This window comes from Bacillus sp. SH7-1 (assembly GCF_008042405.1).
Classification (GTDB): Bacteria; Bacillota; Bacilli; order Bacillales; family Bacillaceae_G; genus Bacillus_A; species Bacillus_A thuringiensis_N.
This window is the reverse complement of sequence record NZ_QNUD01000003.1, coordinates 226,378-248,855: the sequence shown is the minus strand read 5'-3', so window position 1 is coordinate 248,855 and position 22,478 is coordinate 226,378. Positions and strand designations below refer to the sequence as shown.

Here is a 22,478-nt window from a genome sequence, read left to right as displayed (position 1 = left end):
TTCAACTTTTTGTTGAAATCATTTTTTGTTAAAATAAAATTTTTTACAATTTTTGAGTGGAATTATATGTTTTGGGTAAAGACTCAGAGCCGATTGTTTGACACCAAAAACACATAGAGTGATACAAGGTCTTGTGCCTGAAATTTTAGTTTTTGCTGAATCATACCCGTTTGATACGCAAGTTTTTGTAAGTGATGGATAAAAAATTTATTTAAAAATTCGTCACCGAGTATGCGAAATTCATCAACTAATGGGTTATTGTTTGTAGATATAAATTAGGGTACCCTTTCATATGATACTGAATGAAAGGATACCCTAATTTTATTCATTTTCTTACGTTGATGGCTATGCCTATACTTTGAGGGGATTATTAGCCATTGTATAAATAGTTTCAAAATCATCTATAACATATTTGGACTCAATATAGCTATAATTTATCTTTGGAAGTGTGTTAAAATTGCTTCTACAATACGCTCTGATGCACGGCCATCACCGTACGGGTTAGATGCTTTTGACATCTTATCATGAGCTTCTTTGTCTGATAACAACTCATCAGCAAGACTAAAGATTGTCTCTTCGTCTGTTCCTGCTAATTTCAATGTCCCTGCTTCAATACCTTCTGGGCGCTCTGTTGTATCACGAAGAACAAGAACCGGTACCCCTAATGACGGTGCTTCCTCTTGTACCCCACCAGAATCAGTTAACATTAAGTATGAACGAGCTGCAACATTGTGGAAATCAATTACATCTAGCGGCTCAATTAAATGAATGCGGCCATGATCCCCTAAAATATCATTCGCTGTTTCACGAACAACAGGGTTCATATGAACAGGATACACAACTTGTACGTCTTCATGCTTATCAACAAGACGCTTAATTGCACGGAACATGTTACGCATTGGCTCTCCTAAGTTTTCACGACGATGAGCTGTCATAAGTACAAGACGATCATTCCCAAGTTTCTCTAGTACAGGATGACTATATGTTTCTTTTACAGTCGTTTTTAGTGCGTCAATCGCTGTATTTCCTGTTATGAAAATGCTTGACTCATCTTTATTTTCTTTCTGTAAGTTCGTTGCCGATTTTGCTGTAGGTGAGAAATGAAGATCTGCCATTACACCTGTTAATTGGCGATTCATCTCTTCTGGGTATGGAGAATATTTATCCCATGTACGAAGTCCTGCCTCGACATGGCCTACTGGAATTTGATTATAGAAAGCAGCCAAGCTTGCAATAAATGTTGTCGTTGTATCACCATGTACAAGTACGATATCCGGCTTTGCTTCTTTCATTACTTTATCCAAACCTTCTAAACCACGTGTTGTAATATCAATTAAAGTTTGGCGATCCTTCATAATATTCAAATCGAAATCTGGCGTAATTCCAAAGATACTTAATACTTGATCTAACATTTGACGATGTTGTGCTGTTACAGTCACAATCGATTCAATTTTATCTGGATGCTTTTGCAACTCTAATACAAGAGGTGCCATTTTAATTGCTTCTGGGCGTGTCCCAAAAATTGTCATTACTTTTAAACGTTCAGTCATTTTATTGCCTCTTTCCTTTACCATTTAAAAAATCTGGTAGTATTGTTACTGTATTATTATACATGAAAGTTATAAGGAAAAGGGGGAATCACCCTTATATAGAAGATATTGAAATTTAATTGAATAGCATTTTTGTATCATGAAATCAAAGAGTACGAGAGATATTTATATTAGATTGATTTTGTGAAAACCATTTTAATAAATAAACTGAAAAACATATGTAAAAGTGATAACGATAAGATAGCATATTTTTTGATATTTTATTTTAATGTTAAAATATAATAATTTAAAGAAAATAGGAGGAAAAAAGAGAAAATGCTAATAATTATCCTAAAAAAAAACAAAAAAGGTGTAATATTAGGTTTTTCTTTCAAGATTTTCTCCTATATAATGATTTATGAATACGACATTAAGGCTTAATATATTTGATATAATTTGCCTTTCCCTAAATTGGGTATACACTCTTTTCAACCTCCGTGTCAGTGATAATACATATTGAAAAGAGTGTATACATTTTTTTATTTAGAAGAGAAATCTTGAAATCCTTTTTTATAATGACAAATGAGATTTAAAATGGGATAATGATAGTATAACTTCCGGTGGTATGACCAATCTTGTTTAAGGAGAGAAGTGTATGCTAGATATTCAACAAATTAAAGAAATAATTCCTCATCGCTATCCATTCTTACTAGTGGATAAAGTTTTAGAAGTAGAAGAAGGAAAGCGTGCTATTGGGATAAAGAATGTTACAGCTAATGAAGAATTTTTTAATGGACATTTTCCGGATTATCCTGTAATGCCGGGTGTTTTAATTGTGGAGGCTTTAGCACAAGTTGGCGCTGTTGCTATGTTGAAGAAAGAAGAGAATCGTGGTCGCTTAGCATTCTTCGCAGGCATCGATAATTGCCGTTTTAAACGACAAGTCCGTCCAGGTGACCAACTTCGTTTAGAAGTTGAAATGACACGTGTACGTGGAGCAATTGGAAAAGGAAAAGCAATTGCTACTGTAGATGGTGAAATTGCTTGTGAAACAGAAATCACGTTTGCGCTTGGTGACAAGAAAGAATAAATATATTAAGATATGTGATAGACAAATAACAATATATAATTGTTGTTTGTCTATTTTTTGTGGATTGCTATATTATTTGGTTTTATTAAGTTTTTTTTTTGTATAATAGGATTTATATGTATTGTAAGTTAGGCTTAAGAAAGAAGGTTACAATAATGAAAAAGAAAATTTTATTTTGGGTACTCGGTATTCTTGGGGTACTAATCATAGGTGGAGGAATTTATGCCTATAATGTATATTCTTCCGTATCTAATACATTAAAGGAAGTTCATCAACCTTTAAAACGTGATCAAAACAACAGTAACGTTGGAGAAAAAGTTAGCAAGAGTGAACCAGTGTCAATTTTATTACTAGGGGCAGACGAGCGTGGTAATGATAAAGGACGTTCAGACTCTTTAATGGTAATTACATTAAATCCTAAAAATAACTCTATGAAAACAGTAAGTATTCCTCGTGATACTTATACAGAAATTGTTGGAAAAGGTAAAAGCGATAAAATCAATCATGCCTATGCATTCGGCGGAGTAGATATGTCTGTAGCGACTGTAGAAAACTTCTTGAATGTTCCTATCAATTATTATATTGAAGTGAACATGGAAGGCTTTAAAGATATCGTTGATGCAGTCGGTGGGGTAGATGTAAATAATGATTTGGAGTTCTCTTTAGAAGGGAAGCACTTCCAAAAAGGGAATATTCATTTAACAGGTGACCAAGCTCTAGCATACACACGTATGCGTAAAGAAGACCCACGTGGTGACTTTGGACGTCAAATGCGTCAGCGTCAAGTAATGCAGGCTGTTATTAAGAAGGGCGCAAGCTTCTCTTCTTTAACAGGTTATGGAGATGTATTAGCAGCAATTCAAAAGAATGTGAAGACAAACTTAACGCAAGATCAAATGTTTGATATGCAAAAGAACTATAAAGATTGCTTGAAAAATAGTGAGGATATCCAAATCCCAGGTGACGGTCACAAGGCAGCTGATGGCATTTGGTATTACTATGTTCCAGATGCAGCAAAACAAGATTTAACGAATAAATTAAGAACGCATCTTGAAGTGACTAAGTAATGATTCAACTTCTTTAGACAAAGTGCTAAAGGCTACGAAGTTTGGGCACAATATGTAACGGATTATTTCGTTGCTAAGTAATAAAGGTACACAAAAGGTATACGAGCAATCGTATACCTTTTATAATAAGAGAGTGAATAAGAAATCCTAATATATGTAGGAGGAAGACTATGAATTCAATTTTAATCTGCGGCGGAGCTGGTTATATCGGTTCTCATGCTGTGAAAAAATTAGTAGAAGAAGGTTTATCTGTAGTAGTAGTAGATAACTTACAAACTGGTCATGAGGATGCAATTACGGAAGGTGCGAAGTTTTATAATGGTGACCTTCGTGATAAAGCATTTTTAAGAGATGTTTTTACACAAGAAAATATTGAGGCTGTTATGCATTTCGCAGCTGATTCTTTAGTTGGAGTTAGTATGGAGAAGCCTCTTCAATATTATAATAACAATGTATACGGTGCACTTTGCTTATTAGAGGTAATGGATGAGTTTAAGGTAGATAAGTTTATTTTCTCTTCTACTGCGGCGACGTATGGTGAGGTAGATGTAGACCTTATTACTGAGGAAACGATGACAAATCCAACAAATACGTATGGAGAAACGAAGTTAGCAATTGAGAAGATGCTTCATTGGTATAGCCAAGCTTCTAATTTACGTTATAAGATTTTCAGATACTTTAACGTGGCTGGTGCAACTCCAAATGGTATTATTGGAGAAGATCATCGTCCAGAGACGCATTTAATTCCTCTTGTATTGCAAGTGGCGTTAGGTCAACGTGAGAAGATTATGATGTTTGGTGATGATTATAATACACCAGATGGTACTTGTATCCGTGATTATATTCATGTTGAAGATTTAGTGGCAGCTCACTTCTTAGGACTTAAGGACCTACAGAACGGCGGAGAGAGTGATTTCTATAACTTAGGAAATGGTAATGGTTTCAGTGTAAAAGAAATCGTTGATGCAGTTCGTGAAGTTACAAATCATGAAATTCCTGCTGAAGTAGCACCACGTCGTGCGGGAGATCCAGCACGTTTAGTTGCTTCTTCTCAGAAAGCGAAAGAGAAATTAGGTTGGGATCCTCAGTATGTAAATGTGAAGACAATCATTGAGCATGCTTGGAATTGGCATCAGAAGAAACCTAATGGGTATGAGAAATAAAGTGAAACTTTAATAAGTGAAAGAGGGGTATTGTCGTTCAATATATGTTCGACAATACCCTCTCTTTTTTTGTATGATTTTTGCTATACTAAACTGTACTATAATACAGGATGGAAGGAGGAGAATAATGAAGATACTTGTAGTTGATGATGAATCGAGTATTCGTAATTTGATTCGGATGCAGTTGGAGATGGAAGGCTATGAAGTATTGACAGCGGCAGACGGGAGAGAAGCTTTAGAGAAATGGAATGAAGGGCCGGATGTATTGATTTTGGATGTTATGCTTCCAGATACAGATGGGTATGAATTGCTTCGTCTGTTCCGTGAGAAGGATAGGGATATTCCAGTACTCATGTTAACTGCGAAGAGTCAGATGAATGATAAATTGCTTGGCTTGCAGCTTGGGGCGGATGATTATGTGACGAAGCCCTTCAATTATGCGGAGCTTATTCTTCGGGTCAAGAATATGGCGCGACGTGTGAAGAAGAAAGAGGTAACGGTAAGTCATGAGGTAATCGAGGCGGGAGAGATAACGATCTGTCCTAAGGAAAGAAAAGTGCATGTTAGTGGACAAGAAATTCAGTTAACGTACAGAGAGTTTAATTTATGTCAGTTGTTTGTTTCCAATCCGCAGCGTGTATTTATGAGAGATGAGTTGCTTGAGAAAGTATGGGGGTTTGAGTATATCGGAAATACGAGAGCGGTTGATATTATGGTGCAAAGACTGCGAAAGAAGCTAGGGAATAGCGGGGAATATATTAAAACAATTTATGGCGTTGGCTATAAACTAGATTGTTAAGTGGTGATGGTATGTCTTTAAAAAGAAATATGGTGTTTGGAATAGTTGGACTGTTAATCCCGATTTTTGTTCTTTTGTACGGAGTTGTTTATATTACGTTAGAAAAGAATATGTATCATAACGCGGCAAATTCTTTAGAGAAGTTAAGTGTAGAAGCACAAATTTACACGATGAATTATTTAGAGAAGGAAGCAGAGGTGGAGACGCTCGGTCCGAATTCACTTTTAATTGCTTCGTATTTAGCAAAGCGCATGGATGTCCGTGTACAGATGATTGGGAAGAATGGAGATGTTGTTGCGGATACACAAAAAGGAGCACTTCTTCACCGGAATATTGATATTGAGAGCTCTTTGAAGGGGAAGAAATCTTATGTTTTTGAAGAGGGAGACCCAGCTCCAATTCTTTTGTTTTCAAGCCCAGTTTATTATGGAAACGATGTCATTGGAAGTGTTCGTTTTATAAATGAGTTAACGGGTGAGAAGGAGGTTTTAACGAATGTCGGTTGGACGTTCTTAATGACGTCTCTTTGTCTAGTAGCTGCGGGTATTTTCTTTGCAATTCGTTTGGCAAAGTCTCTCCATAAGCCGATTGATCAGTTAAGACAAATGGCGCACCGGCTGGCGAATGGTGATTATAAAAGTAAGATTGAGCTAAATGAATATGTGGAAATTGCTCAGCTTTCCGCATCTTTTAATGCGATGGCTGATGGAATTGAGCTGCATATTAAGCAATTGAAAGAGGAGAAAGAGAAGCAGAAAGATTTCTTAGACCGTATTACGCATGAGCTGAAAACACCGCTAACGGCGATTATTGGCTATGTGGATTTAATTCCGAAGTTACAATCGAAGGACGATGTACAGGAGAGCCTTCGTTATGTGGCTGTAGAAAGTGAGCGTTTATTGTCACTTGTAGAAGAATTACTTAAGTCTTCAAAGTACGGGACGAGTACGTTTGAAGTGTCACCTACAGTTGTGAATATAAAGGAATTAGCCGAAGAAGCAGTTTCAATTGTGAAACCTCGCCTGCAGAAATTTGAGATTGAAGTTATAAATGAGTTAACAGATGTACATGTTGTTGCGGATTTCGATAAGACGAAACAGATCTTCTTAAACGTGCTTGATAATGCGATAAAATATAGCGATGCTACGCAAATTCGTATGAATGTTATTGTAAATGAACGTGAGGCGAAGGTTTTTGTTCATGATGATGGCATTGGTATAGATGAAGGTGTGCTTGCAGAGTGGAATGAATCGCCAAAAGGGAAGGTACTTCCTTCTAGTTACGGGAATGGTTATGGTTTGTATATTTGTCAGGAGATTATGAATAAGCAGGGCGGAAGTATGCGGATTGAGAGTAGTGAAGAAATAGGCACTACAATATTTATCATATTCTTGCTTCCGAGACGGATGGAAGACATAAAAAACTTGAAAGCGGTTAAATGATACATTTATGAAACAATTATGCGGTATTTTCGAAACAACGTTTTTTTATCTTGGAGGTAGGCAGAAATGAAAAGGCTATCATTTCAAATTCTTATGTTTGTCCTTTGTATAATTGTTTCTCTTATTTTGTTTTATGTGATGGAGAAGCAAATATATAATCGAATCACAATAGTGAATGACAAACAAACTGTTTTACAAAGAGTGAATGAATCCCTGCCTACTGAAATGAAGGTTAGGCATGAAAAGTGGGGAGAAATTGTTATAACGGATGAAGTTCGTTTGCATACGATTGTTTCATTCTTTGACCAAATTCAATTAAATCCGAGAGAAGCTAAGATTCAAGAACAAGTATTTACTGGAGAAGTAACGTACTTGAATGGACATAAACGTACTTTTGCAGTAGGTGACTTGTTCCAGTACGGGGCTGATATGTACGGAAAGAATGGTACGGATCCAATGATTTCAGCATTTCAAACGTATTTGTTAAGCCTGTATTACACACCAGATCGTATTAGTGATTTCTTTGCGTCAGCACAGGATGTTATAGTACGCCAAGGTGATGTAGAACGTGCGATGAATCTTACGCACATACTTGATTCGATTCGGTACGCAAAACAAATTACAGATTACGGAGAAATACAGAAATTATTACAATCACAGAATGAACCGATTGCTTATATTACCGCTTATAAAACAGGGAAGCGTATAAAGAATGAGCGTGAAGACATTCTTACTATTTCTGTATATCCGTCGTACTTTGTTGTGCAATATCTCGGTGATAATAATGGGAATGTCATGTATATGAAAAGCTCCCTCGCAAATTTATTTGTAAAGGAGAATGTGTCATGAGAAAGATAGCCTTTTTCTTCTTTTTGCTAGTAATCGGAGGAGCGATGTCTAGTTGCTCTCGAGATACAACCTCTATTAAATATAATAAAAGTGGTCTCCCTATTTTGGATGATCGTCATCTTGTTGCGTACGTGGCGGCCCGCGAGGAAGTTGGGGAAGCTTTGCTTTCATCATTTTGTAAACCACGCGGTTGTACGTATGAATTTATTCGTCTTTCGACGGAAGAGCTTCTTCGGAGGGTAGAAGAGGAAGCTGGAAATCCGAAAGCTGATATTATTATTGGCGGTACGGTAGACGCGCATCAAATGATGAAGCAAAAAAATCTATCTATTCCTGTTACGAGTCAGCATGCGAACCGTATTTCAAAAACTGTTAAAGATAAAGACGGTTATTGGTACGGTTATGAAGTAGAGAAACTGGCAATTGCGATTAATAAAGAGCGGTGGAATGAAGAAATAGCCCCGCTCGGCCTTCCCTATCCATCAAGGTGGAAAGACTTGTTAAATCCAGTATATAAGGGAAAGATTGTTATGCCGGATCCAAATGTTTCAGGTACAGCATATACGTTTTTTCAATCACTTATTGATACTTTAGGTGAAGAGGAAGCGAAGGAATATGTGAAGAACCTTGCAGGGCAAATTGGAGAAGTAACAGTGAATGGTTACATACCGGCAGAACTTGTTGCGAGTGGTGAATATATGGTAGGCATCAATTTCATGGGAGATCAGAGAATGCTTCAAAAGCGAGGCTTTCCTATTTTAAGTAACGAACCTGAGCAAACAGGATTATCTGTTAATGCGATTTCGAAACTAAAACGTGCACCGAATGGTATTATTGTGGATTTATTTATTGATTATTGTTTATCAGAAGAAGCGGGGCACATTTTAGAAAAAGTTTCGTTTGGCGTACCAACGATGTTTGCGAAGAATGAGAAAGAAATAGAAGGGCAGCCGGTTAGAAGAACGAACCAAAATATATCAAATAGCGGAATAATCGAGATATGGAATAGACAGCGTCTCTCTCAGAAGTGAGAAAAGGAGACGAAAGAATATGTTTAAATGGCTTAAGCCAGCGCCTGCAATTGAGAGATTGCCAGCGGATATGATTGATCGAGTATATAAATTACTACGTATCCGTGTGTTAATCGGAATTTCAGTTGGGTACGCTGCTTATTATTTAGTTCGTAGTAACTTTACGTTATCAAGTACGTATTTAGTAGAAGAATTCGGATTTAGTACAGCTGAAATTGGTCTACTAGGTTCAGTAATGGCAATTGTTTATGGATTTAGTAAGTTCTTTATGGGGAATTTATCTGATAAAGCTTTCGCCCAGCGCTTTATCGCGGTCGGTTTATTTTTATCAGGGCTTGTAAATATTTGCTTCGGTTTTGCATCTTCATTTGGGATGATTGTTACATTACTTGTCGTTAACGGTATTGTACAAGGTATGGGAGCGCCACCTTGTAGTATCGTTATGACGAAATGGTTCTCGAAGAAAGAGCGTGGTACGAAAACAGGTCTTTGGAATATTTCACATAACGTTGGTGGAATGCTTGTGCCACCACTTGTCGGAATTGGTGTAGGTATTTTTGGTGAAAATCATTGGCAAGGCGGCGTGTTTATTTTCCCAGCGATTATCGCAATGGTAATTTCAGTTCTAGTATGGATTAATGCGAAGGATACACCAGAATCAGAAGGTCTTCCTCCAATTGATGAATATCGTAATGACTATGAAAATCTTGAAAAAGCAGATAATGCTAACAAGATGTCACCAAAAGAAATTTTAATCAAATATGTATTGAAAAATAAATTTGTATGGTTCTTATGTATTGCGAATGCATTTGTATATTTAATTCGCTTCGGTGTTATTAACTGGGTTCCACTTTATTTAACGACAGTTAAAGGTTTCTCAAAAAATGAAGCACACGCGGCATACACAATCTTTGAAGGTATGGCAATTCCAAGTTCATTAATCGTTGGTCTTTTAAGTGATAAATTATTTAAAGGAAAACGTATGCCATTATGTATCATTAGTATGGTTGGGGTTGTTATTGGTACGTTTATATATTGGCAAGCAACTAGCATACTTGTTGTAAGTATTGCAGTTTCTATTATCGGTTGCTTAATTTATGTACCACAGTTCTTAATCGGTTTAAGTGCGATGGAATTAGTACCGAAATTTGCAGTAGGTACGACAGTTGGTATGTGTGGTCTGTTTGGTTACGTAGGTGGAAGTCTTGTAGCAAACGCAGCAATTGGTGTTATTGTTGATCGTTCTGGCTGGGATGGCTGCTTTATCTTACTATTAACAGGTGCCATTTTATCAACGATCTTCTTGTTCATCGTTCAACGTGGACATGAGAGCAAAGCTCCTAAAGCGGCGTAATATTTTGTTTGAAAAGCTATCCAATTATCATTTTGGATGGCTTTTTCTATATAATATAATCTTTCCTTAAATCTATCTTAAAAGACATAATGTCATATTTCTAATCATGGAAATTTTTGTTACAATAAAAATGGATGTGTAAAACTTTGTAAAAAGAATGTAATAATATGTATTTTGTTTCCAGAAAGTTTTATACAATTTTTATATTAAACTATTAAGTTATAAAAAGGAGAGAGAATATGGTACCAAATACGGTTCGTACTCCAAACAAGAAGAAGAAATGGATTATTATCGGGGTTATTGCACTAATTGTTATTGTAGCAGCAGTTAATATTTTTATTATGCAAGGCAAGAAGAAGGGGGCATCAACATCTGCTGATGCTGTAAGTTTCGAGAAAGTGACAGAGCGTAAGCTGAATAATACGAAGTTGATTTCTGGTCAGGTGAAGCCTGGGAATATCGAAAGTTTTTATGCGGATCCGACTAAAGGAAAAGTGAAAGATATTGAGGTAAAAGAAGGACAAGAGGTAGAGAAAGGTGCGAAGTTATTCTCTTATGATAATGAAGAGATTAATTTACAAATGAAGCAAGCTGAGCTTGATCAGAAGATGGCAGATATGCGTTATGATCAAGGGAAGAAGAAGATTGATTCGTTGAAGAAAGAAATTAAAAAGGCGAAAGATGGCGGAGCTGGGAAAGAAGTAACAGATCCGATGGAAGAGCAAGTAAGTGAGTTAGAGATGGCGCAAAAGACAACGGATCTTGAGAAAGAAAAAGGGAAGTTGCAGAAAGAAGAGTTAAGTAAAAAGCAGAAAGAGCTTACGATTTATAGTAACTTTGCTGGTGTTGTTCAAAAGTTAGATAAAGATGCGGCGCACAGTTCATCTCAAGCGTTAGGTGGTCAAGGGAAAGCCTTCTTACAAGTGGCTTCTAAAGATCCGTTCCAAATCCAAGGGACGTTAACTGAGCTTCAAAAGTCACAAATTCAAAAGGATCAAACATTTACTGTAACGGCGAAAGCAAATAATAAGCAGAAGTGGACAGGTAAGATTACAGAGGTAAGTGAATTCCCAACGAGTGCAGAGATGGCTCAAGCTGGTGGTATGGGTGAAGCGACTCAAAATATGTCCCAATATACATATAAAGCAAGTCTTGATAGTCAAGATGGTTTATCTCCAGGTTATCATGTTTCATTGCAAGTAAATTTAGAGAATAAGAAGATGGTTGCTGTTCCGACTAAGAGCATTGTAGAAAAAGGCGATGATGCATTTGTTTATGTTGAGGATAAAGGAAAGCTTCGTAAACAAAATGTGAAAAAAGGTTCTACTGATGGAGACTGGACAGAGATTACTGAAGGCGTAACAGTGGGGCAAAAGGTGGTTAAAAATCCTTCCGACGATGTGTATGACGGAATGGAAGTGAAAGAGAAATGATCACGCTAAATAATATTGCTAAAACGTATTATCAAGGAAAATTGGCAGTGCCGATTTTGCATGGTATTAGTTTAACGATTCAAGGCGGCGAGTTCGTTTCGATTATGGGGCCGTCTGGTTCTGGTAAGTCAACGCTTATGAATATTATCGGCTGTTTAGATCGTCCAACAGAAGGCGAATATATGCTGAATGATGTGAATATCTTAACAGCAGACGAGTCAAAGCTTGCTTTAATTCGTAATGAATATATCGGTTTTGTGTTTCAGCACTTTAATCTGCTTCCACGTCTTTCAGCAGTCGAAAATGTTGAGCTTCCGCTCGTATATGGCGGCATAAAGAAAGCAGAACGTCGCAAGCGTGCTTTAGAGGCATTAGGTAAAGTCGGATTAGCAGACCGCGTGCATCATTTACCGAACGAATTGTCAGGTGGACAGAAGCAGCGTGTAGCAATTGCAAGAGCGATTGCGAATAATCCAACGTTCATTATGGCCGACGAGCCGACTGGTGCACTTGATACGAAGTCTGGTGAGCAAGTTATGGATATTTTTACGAAGCTTAATGCAGAAGGTACAACAATTGTTATGGTTACGCATGAAGAGGAAGTAGCAGCGTATTCTTCCCGCCGCATTGTACTGCGAGATGGGAAAATTACAGAAGATAGAAGGTGTGCGGTATGAGTTTACTAGATAGTATAAAAATTGCCCTATCTTCTATTTTAGCTCATAAACTGCGTTCAGCTCTTACGATGCTCGGTATTATTATCGGAGTAGGTTCGATTATTACTGTCGTTGCAATTGGGCAAGGCGGGGAAGCGATGCTGAAGTCGAAATTCGCAGGTTCTGGTGGTAATAATCTTATGCCAATTCAATTTAAAGCAGATATTAATGATGAGTTTGCTATGGGCGGATTTCAAATGCCGAAGTTAACGGAAGAGGATATTTTGGAAGTAAAACAAGTGAAAGATGTTTCACACGTTATTACGACAAACCAGAATTCAGAGGTGCTTGATGTAAATGATAAAAAAGCAAATCTGAATATTATTGGTCTTGATAATGAATATTTTGCGGTTAATAAAGTAAAGGTCGTAAAGGGACGTACTTTAAGTGAATCAGATATTACTCATGCAAATAATGTTGTGATGATTAGTACAAAAACAGAGGAAACATTATTTAAGGACGTAAACCCAGTTGGACAAATTATTGAGATGAAGGGGCAGCCAATGCAAATTATTGGTGTGTATAAATCTGATAATGAGTTTATGGGATTTGAAATGGAAGAAGCATTAATCCCCCTTACGTTATGGCCTGTTTTATACGGAACAGATGATATTCAAAATATCGCAATTCAAGCTAAAAATGTAGATGACTTAGAAGCAGCGGGGAAAAAAGCTGTTGATGTATTAAATAGTCGTAAGCCAAGTGAAATTCCAGGTAAATATGAACTGGTAAATTTAAAAGAATTCCAAGAAAATGTTTCTAAAGTAACTGGTATTATGACGATGATCATAGGCGGTATTGCAGGTATTTCATTAGTCGTTGGTGGTATCGGTGTTATGAATATTATGCTCGTATCTGTAACGGAGCGTACGCGCGAAATTGGAATACGTAAAGCACTTGGAGCAACGCGTAGTAAAATTTTATTACAGTTTTTAATTGAAGCAGTTATGTTAACACTTCTAGGTGGTTTGATTGGAATTGGTCTTGGATATGGCGGAGCATATATCGTTTCTACATTCGCAAAATGGCCACCACTTGTTTCATGGGAAGTTGTCGTTGGTGGCGTATTATTCTCGATGACACTTGGTATTATTTTCGGATTAATTCCAGCGAATAAAGCTGCGAAATTAGATCCAATTGAAGCATTACGTTATGAGTAAGTAATAGTGTAGTAGAGAGGGGGGCTCTCTACTACAAATTACCGTTCTAGTGGGCGGTTCGTAGCCTCTATGTGAGGAAGTGAACCGCCCGTTAGAACGGGTTATATAAATAGAAGGAGGCGTTATAATGGAAGCAAATGTGAATACACAAAAAGCTGGTGGTGAGAAGCCATCATTATTTGGAATGATTACTTCTCCTGGTTTACAGTTTGAGAGAATGAGGACGACTGAGAAAGTTTGGGGTATGTTCTTCATAGTGGCGCTATTACAAGGGCTTGTAGGTGGTTTAAATTCGTATATTACGTATACATCACCTGAGATGATTGAAATGCAAAAGAAATTAGGTGGTGCACTTGCAGAGCAGGGCTCGCTTGTATCAGATGTAATTTCTAGTACGATATGGGGAATAGTAGGTGTTATGATTGCGACATTAGTTGTTGCAGCTATTTATAAAGTGTTTATGATGTTTTACGGGAATGATACTTCTTATAAAAAAATAGTAATGATTATTGTATACGCGGATATTATTGTTATTATTGGTGGACTTATTAATGGTATTATAGCTTTAACTTTAGGTGCTGCACCAACTGCGTATACAAGTTTAGGGCCGTTATTTGAGAAAGGCTCACTTGTATACGGAATCGGTAATTCAATCGAAGTGTTCTCTTTATGGAATTTAATTTTAATTTGGTTAGGATTACAAGTTACAGCAGGATTAAGTAAAGTGAAAGCAGCTATTCCAATTATCATTTTATTCATTATTAAGGCAGTATTCTTAGCTGCGATTGTTGTATTGATGGCAAAGTTTTTACCTGGTTTGCCGGTATAATATGATTAGATTAAAAGGTGGCTCTCCCAAGAGTCACCTTTTTTATTTTTACTCTTATTTCAAATACCACCAGCAGAATTTCAAATTCTACTTCATGTAATTTCAAATTTCAGCGGTAGTATTTGAAATTACTCACAGTGAAATCACTTCTTTATTTTTATATTGTGGAGGTACCGGCGGAATAACAAAGAGGTATACCTTTTAGAAGTGGGCACTGTGTGAAACCAGCAACTTTTAAAGAGGCAGTTGTGTTGTATGAAGGTATGATTATAAATCAAATAAAGAAGCTAGGTATTTATCAAGATCATGAAGAATATTATCAATGTGGTTTAATCGGTCTTTGGCATGCGTATGAAAAGTTTGATGCAGAGAAAGGAAGCTTTCCCGTATATGCAGTTGTAACGGTACGTGGTTATATATTAGAAAGATTGAAGAAAGAGTTTGCAGTGCAAGAAAAGTGTGTATATGTAGGAGAATATGAAGATACCTTTCATTTTGAAGATGTTGAAATGAGAGTGAAGGAATTTATGAGTGTATTAGATGAGAAGGAGAAGCATATTATTTTTGAACGTTTTTTTGTAGGAAAGACGCTGGGGGAAATCGCTTTAGAGACAGAGATGACCTATTATCAAGTAAGATGGGTGTATCGGCAAGCGCTTGAGAAAATGCGAAATAGCTTAAGAGGATAAATATTATCATAAGAATGGAAGGCAAGGGATATTGCTTTCCATTCTACTTATTTTGTTAAGGTAGTAAATGTAATAAGAGGTTTTTGAATTGTAGTGAATCTTGCATGTTCATACGTGATAATACGTATCCAGCTTTTAATAATTGTTGTTTTAGCTTATGGGGACTGATATGTATTGTTGTAGTAGTGCCATTTGAAAAATGAATGGTAGCTTTTTTACTCTGTTTGAAAAATTCTATGTCATCTATATGATTATAAAATAGCCATATACAGTTTGGAGAAGAAGGAGATTCTGTTGGGAAAGCACAAATATATTCTCTATGATTAATTGGAATCGGGACATTTTGTTTGAAATTAAAGTTTGTTTGAACTGCTTTACGTCTGCCTTGATAAGTAGAGTGAACATTGGTTAGACAAGATTTCTTGATGAGTTGAAGAGCGGTTTGGCAGGAATAAAAATGGTTCCCGCTACTGTCGATAACTTTTGTGCAATAATAAGGGTGCTTGTAAGGCTCTAACATCATTGTAGAATTAGAAATAATAATATCATTTTCATCGTTCATAACTCTGAGTCCTCCCTTATAAAATGTTATTAATATCATTATATACAAATTAAGTAAAATAATTGTTAATCTTTTGTTTCGTATTGTAAATTTTAGTTATTCGTTTACAATCAATAGATGATAGTCTTTCTAATTTGCATCGCTTGTACATATATATGAAAATAGAAAAGAGTAGGCGGTGAGATAATATGAAGAAAAGGTATATTGTTATGGCTCTAGTTGTTGTTCTTCTAGTATATTTAGCAAATAGTAACCCGAGTAAAGGTGAATATACGGACTGGGCAGCAAAGCAGTTTATGAAACGTAATGATGTAAGTAAGAAGCTAGACGAAGTTCAAAAAGAAAATGAAGAGGGTCTCCTTGGCGATTTAGCATCGGCTGGTAAGAAGTTGGCGAAAAAATATGTTGAGCCACAAGTTGGATTATTAATCGATCATTATACGAAGCGAGATGATTATATATTCTTCTCAACATATAAGACGGAATTTGATATCGGCGGAGAACACTATAAATATGTATGCGTCGGTTTTTCAAAAATCTTTATTCCAATTGAAATGCCGAAGAAAAAAGACGAATCTGCAAAATGATGCAGATTCGTCTTTTTGTTTATAAGTTAATTGGAACTTCAGATACATTCCTTTCTACGAGACGAGCGCCTTTTTTTCGGGTATTTTCATTCATTGATGAAAATACAGATGAGGCAAGGATGGTATCCATTACTTGATTTACGACTTGTGCATCGATGGGTGTGATGGGGTTCTCGATAGAAAAAATAACGGTTTTTCCATCTTCTTTCGCGAAAATTAATTCTAGTACTTGCATGCTTTATTTCCTCCTTTTTATTTATCCAGCTGTTGGTGTTGGCTAATAATCAGTGGGGGATGAACCCCCGCTAATTAAAGTTTCATCTTATAGGCTAGAAAGATCTGATGTGCTAACAAGTTGTACAGCGTGAAGTGGTAATGTTTGTAAGGAAGCAAGGGCACGTGCTACGTTTTGTACTTGCTCTAAGTTTGCGTTTGTTTTTACACGCTTAAATTGTTTGTTCTTGAAAACTGTTTTTCCGTTCTTATCTACTCCATTGTTTAAGACAAGACGTAAAGTTAAGTCCATTACGATTGTTTCAACTGCCATGTTTATCACCCCCTTTCACTATATAAATAGGGCGCGAATGTCATGTTTTGGCGTGAAATTTATTATTTTTTTTGGTACTCTTAAAAGACTAAGAGAGGGGTTTCGGAAGAATGAATCGTAAATGGTTATTTTGGATTCCTGTTTTACTATGGATGGGGTTAATTTTCTATTCCTCGGCACAACCATATAAAAAGCAGGATATGCGCTCGGATATTGAACAATATGTAAATGTTGAGTTTGTGAAAGAGCATTTTTCATGGGTATCTATCGATTACGGCGGTGGTACACCTGTTAGCATTGCAAATAAAGGTGTAGGCGGATTTATTGAGTTTTTCCTTCGTAAAGGTGCTCATTTTATGGTGTTCTTTATGCTTGGTTCATTGGTGTATTATGCTTTTCATCGATTGGGTTATTCGAGAAAAAGGTGTTTTATATACGCTCTCCTTTTCGTTGCGGGATATGCAACATTTGATGAAATTCATCAATGGACTACGGGAGATCGTACACCGATGTGGCAAGATTCATTACTGGATACGTGCGGCGGATTAACAGGGATTATAATAAGTAATTGGTTTTGGAATAGAAAAAGGAGCTAATCTTTTGAGATTAGCTCCTTTTGTTTATACACCAAGCAATTCTTTTAGTTCATCTGTAGATAGTTCGGTCATCCAACTATCGCTTGTAATGACGGCGTTGTTTAGTGATTGTTTTCTCTCTAACATTTCATCAATTTTCTCTTCGAGTGTTCCCGTTGTAATAAGTTTATGAACGTGAACGAAGCGTTTTTGACCAATGCGATATGCGCGGTCTGTTGCTTGGTTTTCTACAGCTGGATTCCACCAACGGTCGTAGTGAATGACATGGTTGGCAGCTGTTAAGTTTAAGCCAGTTCCGCCTGCTTTTAACGATAAGATGAAAATGTCATACGTTCCGTTTTGGAACTGCTCGATCATTTTGTCACGTTCTTTCTTCGGTACACTACCGTTTAAGAAGAGGACGCGCTGACCGAAATGTTCTTCTAACACATTTTTTAGCATGTTGCCCATACCAATGTATTGTGTGAAGATTAAGCAACTTTCATTTTGATCTTTTATATTTTCAATTAGTTCCATTAGCGTGCTCGTTTTCATGGAACGTTCAATGATGTCTTTCGGTTCTGTTTCTTTTAAATAAAGAGCAGGGTGATTACAAATTTGTTTAAGTTTGTTCAGCATTAGTAATATAAATCCGCGTCTTTCAATCCCGCTTAATCCTTCTACATTTTGCAATGTATCTTGAACAAGTTGTTCATATAAGGAAGCTTGTTCACCGGTAAGTGGACAATAAGCTTTCTGTTCTTGTTTATCTGGTAAGTTTAATGCGACTGTTTGATCTTTCTTCGTACGTCGTAGTAAAAATGGTGAGATAAAACGTTGAACTTGTTGGATTTTTCCTTCGTCACGATCTTTTTCAATCGGTGAGACGAAGCGGCGCTGGAATTGTCCTAAGCTGCCGAGATATCCGTGATTAATGAAGTCGAAAATAGACCAAAGCTCGGCAAGTCGGTTTTCCATCGGTGTACCGGTTAAAGCAATTTTGTGATTAGCTGGCAAGTTTCGTACTGCTTTTGACTGTTTCGTATGTGGGTTTTTAATATTTTGCGCTTCATCCAAAATAACAGCATCCCAGCATAACGTACTAAGTTCTTCTTCATCAAGCTGAGCCAATGCATAAGATGTTAATACAACATCTGCTGATTGAAGGAAGTCTTTAAATGATTCGCCTTTCGCTCGGTTACTTCCATAATGTAACTGAACACGTAAATTTGGTGCGAAACGTTCAAATTCTTTTTGCCAATTTCCAAGAACAGATGTCGGTGCCACGATTAAGGCAGGACCTGTTTGGAGGTTGTTCTCTTGTATATATAGTAAGTAAGTAATCGTTTGAATACTTTTTCCAAGCCCCATATCGTCAGCTAATAATGCGCCGAACCCAAGCTTCCTTAAATATAATAACCACTCAATGCCATGTTGTTGATATGGACGGAGTGTTGCGTTTAGTGAAGAAGGGACATCTACTTTTGGAATATCTCCAATGTGCAATAGTTTTTGGAATAGATCTTCATAATATCCATCTAGTTCAATTTCAATATCGGTAAACGGACTATCCTCTTCTACAACTTCTGTTTCAGCAGTGTTTGATAAATGTTGCTGAAGGACATCTTTCATTTCGAGTCCATACTTATCGGCACGGTTCATGAGCTTTCGTACTTCTTCAATAAAGGCTGGATCTAGTCTCATCCATTGACCATTTATATTGAATAACCGTTTGTTTTGTTCAACGAGTTCGAAAAATTCGCTTTCTGATAAATCAATGCCGTTCGTTGAAATACGCCAGTCAAAATTAACGAGTGTATTCATACCGAAGAAAGATTGCGTTTGTGTGGCATTTTGCTTCAGCTGCACACGTAATTTTGGTTTTGTCGCTTTTAAATTTTGCCACCACGATGGTAATAAAATCGTAATACCTGCGGCAAGTAATTCGTTACTTGCTTCTGTTAAGAAGTTCCATGCTTCTGTTTCAAAGATTTCACTTCGGAATGTATCACCGTCTTTTAACCACGGTACAAGTCTACTGAAGCCTTCTTGTGTTTCAAGAATACGTTCTTCATAATCGTGCCATCGTTTTGGCAAAGAATCGATACTCTCATATACATATATGCGATGAGCCCCGCGCTTTGGTGTAACAATTGTTTCAAGCTTCCACATTTCAAATTCTTCTTGCGGCTCTTGTAGCCTTAGGCCAATTGTAAAGGGAAGGTCATCTTCAATGTAACCAATTTTTCGAAGCCAATCTTCTTCATGTAGTGCTGCGTCCAATTGTCTTTTCGTAAAGTCGTAATGTTCATAAAGTCTCTTTGCATCTTCCCATCCGTCGTTCGAACGGTTATCTTGTAATATACTTTCATTTACCGCGGATGAGAAAAGAGATGCTAATGTGTCATCTTCAATCGGTGTATGTTGAACTTTCCAAGATGGGTGTTTGGGCCAACGCTCCATATCGGGTACGAAGCTACCGCTGACGAAGGCATCCCATAATTCATTTGCATCTTTCGTAAGTGCTGTAATAGGACCGTTCATTTGAATATGGGCAAAGGAGTTCATCGGTTTATTCGCGATGTATTCAAATGCTTGTGCGTTTGTTAGGATAACACCTTGTTTTCCTTCAAAGGTTGCTTCTTTTAGAAACGTACCGTAGAAGGAAGTAGAGTGCCATGTAAATGCATTTCGTTTCCAGCTTGTTACGGATAATGGAGTACCGCTGTCATCTTCTCCCCAAAGGAACCAACCTTGACTAACGTGCTGGAGCCTAATTGTTACTTCAGTTTGATTGATCATCGATTAATTTTCCTTTCCGTAATTCCTCTTGTAGTGCACGTAGACGTGAATGTAAGTTTGCGATGTGAATAATGAAAGCATCCCATTCATCAGTGCGCTTTAATCGTTTATATAATGTACGCAATTTCTTTAAGTAACGAACTGCACGTCTATATGATTTGCGATTTCGCTCTTCAATGGCCTCAGTAGCAGCAAGGTGATAAAGAGGGAGTGCCGCTTCTGGCGCTTCCTTTTCGATATCTTTCAGCGGCTCTTTCAAAAGTTCAATTGCTTCAAACCCATGTAAGAGATGAAGTTCTGTCCATGTGCGATACTGCTTTTTCGCGAGTACATATTGCTCATAGTTGGCGAAACTGTATGGTAATAGCTCTTGCAAAATCATTTCGAGTCCAGCTTGTTCATTTGTATGGGTTGCATACGTTTCGTACATGATGACAAATAAGCGAACGATATCTTTGATGAAAACCGTATTTTCGTGCTCATATATCGTTTGTTTCACTTGTTTATACGTAAAGGAAAGCCAGTTTTTCGCACGATCCCATTGCATTGTATTTAATAGCTCTTCTAACCAATAGAAGTACAGACTTACAACAGAAGCAGGCTGTTTTTTGAGTAAGTCCATCGCTAGTAAATCTTCGTCATTTAAAAAGAGTAGATGAGAAGATGCTAATGCTTTGGAAAGTGGATTGATTTTCGTATCGATTCGTTTTTCTTCTTCTTGCAGTTGCTCTTTATTGTGTAAGAGTTCACTCCATATGTGACGATAAATAAAGAATCTCTCTTGCGTATAGGCGTCGGTGGAGAAGAATACTTCGTGAACGAGACGAGCAGTTTCTTTCAAAATTGATTCAGACTCTGAAGGAATCGCTTCTGATTGTAAGTCCCGAACGATGGATTCCACTTTATCTACAAATAGGCGAACGACATTAACAGGCTGATGATAAGAATACGTTTTATTTGCTTCAAAGTCCTGAATTTCTTCTAATAATTTTTGAAAGCAATAAAGCGCTGCATGTAGCCTGAACAACTCATGTATCGCAATGATACGCGGAGCTTTCCGTTCGAGTTTCGTATAGAAGTCTGTAAAAATACTCATAAGAAAATACATTTGTTTATAAGTAAGCCGAGCTTGTTCTTTTTTAAATGATTCATATTCGTTATCAAAATATGATTGCCAACTTTTATAATCGCTTTCCTCAAAAGCTGATGATTGCAATACTTGTCTTGCAGTTCGAATAGGAGGAAGGGAAGGTTTCGTATTATTTTTAAATAAAGTTAATACATCTCCTACTTGCCCAAAACTAGACGCTGCAGATAGTAACACAGCGAGCATATGCTCACATTGCGTTGGTGCGAAACAATCGCAATAGCTTTCAGCGACGTTACGAATCGGGATATGGACGCTATATACGCTGCCTTCAGCATCTACAGTTCCTGATAGCGTATAACCATCAAAGTCAACATTGTAGACAACACCACTACGATATAGGTGCCGAGCTGTAGCGACATGTTCCTGATCAGCTGTTTGCTGTGGATCTAGTCCTTGAACGAACTCATTCGCAATCATCATAATTTCATCTTTCGTAATTGAGTGTTGCAGCATAATATTCCTCCGTACACATATTTCTTTCCTTTACCATTATAAACAAAAAATGCTCAAAACAGAAAAAATGAAATTTAGATTACATTACTTGAAAATCATGGTAATATATAAAATGTTAATTTTATATATTACTATATATTTATAGGAGGAGAAATAGTTTGTCAGATTTACAAGCGAAGTTGGGTAACGGTATGAACAAATTGCAAGAGGGAATTGAGCAAGGAAAGATGAAGTTGCAAGTAGCACAGGAGGTTGCGCAATTAAAGAGAATTACGCAAGAGAAACTACAGGCGAAAACTGAAGTTTTGCTGGAACTTGGTCAAACGGTATATATGCAACTCCGCAATGATGAAGTTCGAGTAGATGTGTTAACAAATATTATAGAACCAGTACAAGAGCTTGATGTTGCTATTTATAACACGCGTAAGCAAATTGCTAATTTACAGAATCAAGGACAGAAAGGGCAGTGTAGCTGTGGCGGCCCATTATCATTAAATGATAAATTTTGTGGACAGTGCGGGAAAGAAAACGAGTTACTCCTTCAAACAAAAAATGATGAAAACGGATCATGTACTTCATGTGATGAACAAATTGCAACAGAGGCTACATTCTGTCCAGTTTGTGGTATGAAGCAAAGTAAGGAGTGAGGAA

Annotated in this window: 22 protein-coding genes; 16 read left to right on the top strand and 6 right to left on the bottom strand. The window is 37.0% G+C overall.

Features of this window, described 5'->3' with window-relative positions; genetic code table 11:
* Positions 1-434 precede the first annotated feature (434 nt).
* The gene (wecB, locus tag DN390_RS02140; RefSeq protein ID WP_147806484.1) at positions 435-1,550 is read right to left on the bottom strand and encodes a non-hydrolyzing UDP-N-acetylglucosamine 2-epimerase; all 1,116 of its coding nucleotides are present in this window, start codon (positions 1,548-1,550) and stop codon (positions 435-437) included.
* A gap of 634 nt (positions 1,551-2,184) precedes the next feature.
* Between wecB and fabZ the strand changes: the two genes are divergently transcribed.
* From fabZ to DN390_RS02075, 13 genes are all read left to right on the top strand, one after another.
* Complete coding sequence (gene fabZ / locus DN390_RS02135; protein ID WP_000884318.1) at positions 2,185-2,619, top strand: 3-hydroxyacyl-ACP dehydratase FabZ; 435 nt, start codon at positions 2,185-2,187, stop codon at positions 2,617-2,619.
* 155 nt (positions 2,620-2,774) lie between these two features.
* The gene (tagU, locus tag DN390_RS02130; protein ID WP_097950837.1) at positions 2,775-3,686 is read left to right on the top strand and encodes a polyisoprenyl-teichoic acid--peptidoglycan teichoic acid transferase TagU; all 912 of its coding nucleotides are present in this window, start codon (positions 2,775-2,777) and stop codon (positions 3,684-3,686) included.
* 170 nt (positions 3,687-3,856) lie between these two features.
* A complete protein-coding gene (gene galE / locus DN390_RS02125) occupies positions 3,857-4,849 on the top strand; it encodes a UDP-glucose 4-epimerase GalE (RefSeq protein WP_147806483.1) in 993 nt (330 codons plus the stop codon).
* 127 nt (positions 4,850-4,976) lie between these two features.
* A complete protein-coding gene (locus DN390_RS02120; RefSeq protein WP_060632930.1) occupies positions 4,977-5,648 on the top strand; it encodes a response regulator transcription factor in 672 nt (223 codons plus the stop codon).
* A gap of 11 nt (positions 5,649-5,659) precedes the next feature.
* A complete protein-coding gene (locus DN390_RS02115; RefSeq protein ID WP_147806482.1) occupies positions 5,660-7,090 on the top strand; it encodes a HAMP domain-containing sensor histidine kinase in 1,431 nt (476 codons plus the stop codon).
* A 66-nt stretch (positions 7,091-7,156) separates the two neighbouring features.
* Positions 7,157-7,939 carry a DUF3919 family protein gene (locus DN390_RS02110; RefSeq protein WP_060632928.1) on the top strand — a complete coding sequence of 261 codons (783 nt, stop codon included), beginning with the start codon at positions 7,157-7,159 and terminating at the stop codon, positions 7,937-7,939.
* A complete protein-coding gene (locus DN390_RS02105; protein WP_060632927.1) occupies positions 7,936-8,970 on the top strand; it encodes an ABC transporter substrate-binding protein in 1,035 nt (344 codons plus the stop codon). The genes DN390_RS02110 and DN390_RS02105 overlap by 4 nt, the downstream gene beginning before the upstream one ends.
* Before the next feature lie 19 nt (positions 8,971-8,989).
* Positions 8,990-10,324 (top strand): MFS transporter, encoded by a 1,335-nt coding sequence (gene pgtP, locus DN390_RS02100; RefSeq protein WP_098288564.1) that lies wholly within the window; start codon positions 8,990-8,992, stop codon positions 10,322-10,324.
* Between the two features lie 239 nt (positions 10,325-10,563).
* The gene (locus tag DN390_RS02095) at positions 10,564-11,757 is read left to right on the top strand and encodes an efflux RND transporter periplasmic adaptor subunit (RefSeq protein WP_097950833.1); all 1,194 of its coding nucleotides are present in this window, start codon (positions 10,564-10,566) and stop codon (positions 11,755-11,757) included.
* A complete protein-coding gene (locus tag DN390_RS02090; protein WP_000631615.1) occupies positions 11,754-12,434 on the top strand; it encodes an ABC transporter ATP-binding protein in 681 nt (226 codons plus the stop codon). The genes DN390_RS02095 and DN390_RS02090 overlap by 4 nt, the downstream gene beginning before the upstream one ends.
* Entirely contained in the window at positions 12,431-13,633 is a 1,203-nt protein-coding gene (locus DN390_RS02085; RefSeq protein WP_060632924.1) for an ABC transporter permease, read from the top strand. Before DN390_RS02090 ends, DN390_RS02085 begins: the two co-directional genes overlap by 4 nt.
* A gap of 127 nt (positions 13,634-13,760) precedes the next feature.
* Complete coding sequence (gene yknW, locus DN390_RS02080; RefSeq protein ID WP_147806481.1) at positions 13,761-14,462, top strand: YknW family membrane protein; 702 nt, start codon at positions 13,761-13,763, stop codon at positions 14,460-14,462.
* 218 nt (positions 14,463-14,680) lie between these two features.
* Positions 14,681-15,151, top strand: coding sequence for a sigma-70 family RNA polymerase sigma factor (locus DN390_RS02075; protein WP_147806480.1), 471 nt, complete (start codon positions 14,681-14,683; stop codon positions 15,149-15,151).
* A gap of 55 nt (positions 15,152-15,206) precedes the next feature.
* On the opposite strand, the gene DN390_RS02070 is transcribed toward DN390_RS02075, so the two are convergent.
* Entirely contained in the window at positions 15,207-15,713 is a 507-nt protein-coding gene (locus DN390_RS02070) for a competence protein ComK (RefSeq protein WP_098952841.1), read from the bottom strand.
* Positions 15,714-15,901: 188 nt separating this feature from the next.
* On the opposite strand from DN390_RS02070, the gene DN390_RS02065 reads away from it, so the two are divergent.
* Positions 15,902-16,300: a DUF4359 domain-containing protein gene (locus DN390_RS02065; protein WP_060632920.1), complete on the top strand. Its 399-nt coding sequence runs from the start codon at positions 15,902-15,904 to the stop codon at positions 16,298-16,300.
* Between the two features lie 19 nt (positions 16,301-16,319).
* Here DN390_RS02065 and DN390_RS02060 read toward each other — a convergent pair whose 3' ends face one another.
* Both DN390_RS02060 and DN390_RS02055 read right to left on the bottom strand, forming a co-directional pair.
* A complete protein-coding gene (locus DN390_RS02060) occupies positions 16,320-16,535 on the bottom strand; it encodes a DUF2922 domain-containing protein (RefSeq protein ID WP_147806479.1) in 216 nt (71 codons plus the stop codon).
* A gap of 87 nt (positions 16,536-16,622) precedes the next feature.
* A complete protein-coding gene (locus DN390_RS02055; protein ID WP_147806478.1) occupies positions 16,623-16,847 on the bottom strand; it encodes a DUF1659 domain-containing protein in 225 nt (74 codons plus the stop codon).
* A gap of 110 nt (positions 16,848-16,957) precedes the next feature.
* On the opposite strand from DN390_RS02055, the gene DN390_RS02050 reads away from it, so the two are divergent.
* Complete coding sequence (locus DN390_RS02050; RefSeq protein ID WP_147806477.1) at positions 16,958-17,443, top strand: VanZ family protein; 486 nt, start codon at positions 16,958-16,960, stop codon at positions 17,441-17,443.
* Positions 17,444-17,467: 24 nt separating this feature from the next.
* Here DN390_RS02050 and DN390_RS02045 read toward each other — a convergent pair whose 3' ends face one another.
* Positions 17,468-20,224 (bottom strand): DEAD/DEAH box helicase, encoded by a 2,757-nt coding sequence (locus DN390_RS02045; protein ID WP_147806476.1) that lies wholly within the window; start codon positions 20,222-20,224, stop codon positions 17,468-17,470.
* Complete coding sequence (locus DN390_RS02040; protein ID WP_060632915.1) at positions 20,208-21,827, bottom strand: SWIM zinc finger family protein; 1,620 nt, start codon at positions 21,825-21,827, stop codon at positions 20,208-20,210. Before DN390_RS02040 ends, DN390_RS02045 begins: the two co-directional genes overlap by 17 nt.
* Before the next feature lie 158 nt (positions 21,828-21,985).
* Here DN390_RS02040 and DN390_RS02035 point away from each other — a divergent pair, with 158 nt between their 5' ends.
* Positions 21,986-22,474 carry a zinc ribbon domain-containing protein gene (locus DN390_RS02035; RefSeq protein ID WP_147806475.1) on the top strand — a complete coding sequence of 163 codons (489 nt, stop codon included), beginning with the start codon at positions 21,986-21,988 and terminating at the stop codon, positions 22,472-22,474.
* Positions 22,475-22,478 lie beyond the last annotated feature (4 nt).

Bases quoted from the DNA above. Each gene is read 5' to 3' on its own strand.
- wecB (WP_147806484.1), bottom strand. From the start codon at position 1,550: ATGACTGAACGTTTAAAAGTAATGACAATTTTTGGGACACGCCCAGAA.
- fabZ (WP_000884318.1), top strand. From the start codon at position 2,185: ATGCTAGATATTCAACAAATTAAAGAAATAATTCCTCATCGCTATCCA.
- tagU (WP_097950837.1), top strand. From the start codon at position 2,775: ATGAAAAAGAAAATTTTATTTTGGGTACTCGGTATTCTTGGGGTACTA.
- galE (WP_147806483.1), top strand. From the start codon at position 3,857: ATGAATTCAATTTTAATCTGCGGCGGAGCTGGTTATATCGGTTCTCAT.
- DN390_RS02120 (WP_060632930.1), top strand. From the start codon at position 4,977: ATGAAGATACTTGTAGTTGATGATGAATCGAGTATTCGTAATTTGATT.
- DN390_RS02115 (WP_147806482.1), top strand. From the start codon at position 5,660: ATGTCTTTAAAAAGAAATATGGTGTTTGGAATAGTTGGACTGTTAATC.
- DN390_RS02110 (WP_060632928.1), top strand. From the start codon at position 7,157: ATGAAAAGGCTATCATTTCAAATTCTTATGTTTGTCCTTTGTATAATT.
- DN390_RS02105 (WP_060632927.1), top strand. From the start codon at position 7,936: ATGAGAAAGATAGCCTTTTTCTTCTTTTTGCTAGTAATCGGAGGAGCG.
- pgtP (WP_098288564.1), top strand. From the start codon at position 8,990: ATGTTTAAATGGCTTAAGCCAGCGCCTGCAATTGAGAGATTGCCAGCG.
- DN390_RS02095 (WP_097950833.1), top strand. From the start codon at position 10,564: ATGGTACCAAATACGGTTCGTACTCCAAACAAGAAGAAGAAATGGATT.
- DN390_RS02090 (WP_000631615.1), top strand. From the start codon at position 11,754: ATGATCACGCTAAATAATATTGCTAAAACGTATTATCAAGGAAAATTG.
- DN390_RS02085 (WP_060632924.1), top strand. From the start codon at position 12,431: ATGAGTTTACTAGATAGTATAAAAATTGCCCTATCTTCTATTTTAGCT.
- yknW (WP_147806481.1), top strand. From the start codon at position 13,761: ATGGAAGCAAATGTGAATACACAAAAAGCTGGTGGTGAGAAGCCATCA.
- DN390_RS02070 (WP_098952841.1), bottom strand. From the start codon at position 15,713: ATGAACGATGAAAATGATATTATTATTTCTAATTCTACAATGATGTTA.
- DN390_RS02065 (WP_060632920.1), top strand. From the start codon at position 15,902: ATGAAGAAAAGGTATATTGTTATGGCTCTAGTTGTTGTTCTTCTAGTA.
- DN390_RS02060 (WP_147806479.1), bottom strand. From the start codon at position 16,535: ATGCAAGTACTAGAATTAATTTTCGCGAAAGAAGATGGAAAAACCGTT.
- DN390_RS02055 (WP_147806478.1), bottom strand. From the start codon at position 16,847: ATGGCAGTTGAAACAATCGTAATGGACTTAACTTTACGTCTTGTCTTA.
- DN390_RS02050 (WP_147806477.1), top strand. From the start codon at position 16,958: ATGAATCGTAAATGGTTATTTTGGATTCCTGTTTTACTATGGATGGGG.
- DN390_RS02045 (WP_147806476.1), bottom strand. From the start codon at position 20,224: ATGATCAATCAAACTGAAGTAACAATTAGGCTCCAGCACGTTAGTCAA.
- DN390_RS02040 (WP_060632915.1), bottom strand. From the start codon at position 21,827: ATGCTGCAACACTCAATTACGAAAGATGAAATTATGATGATTGCGAAT.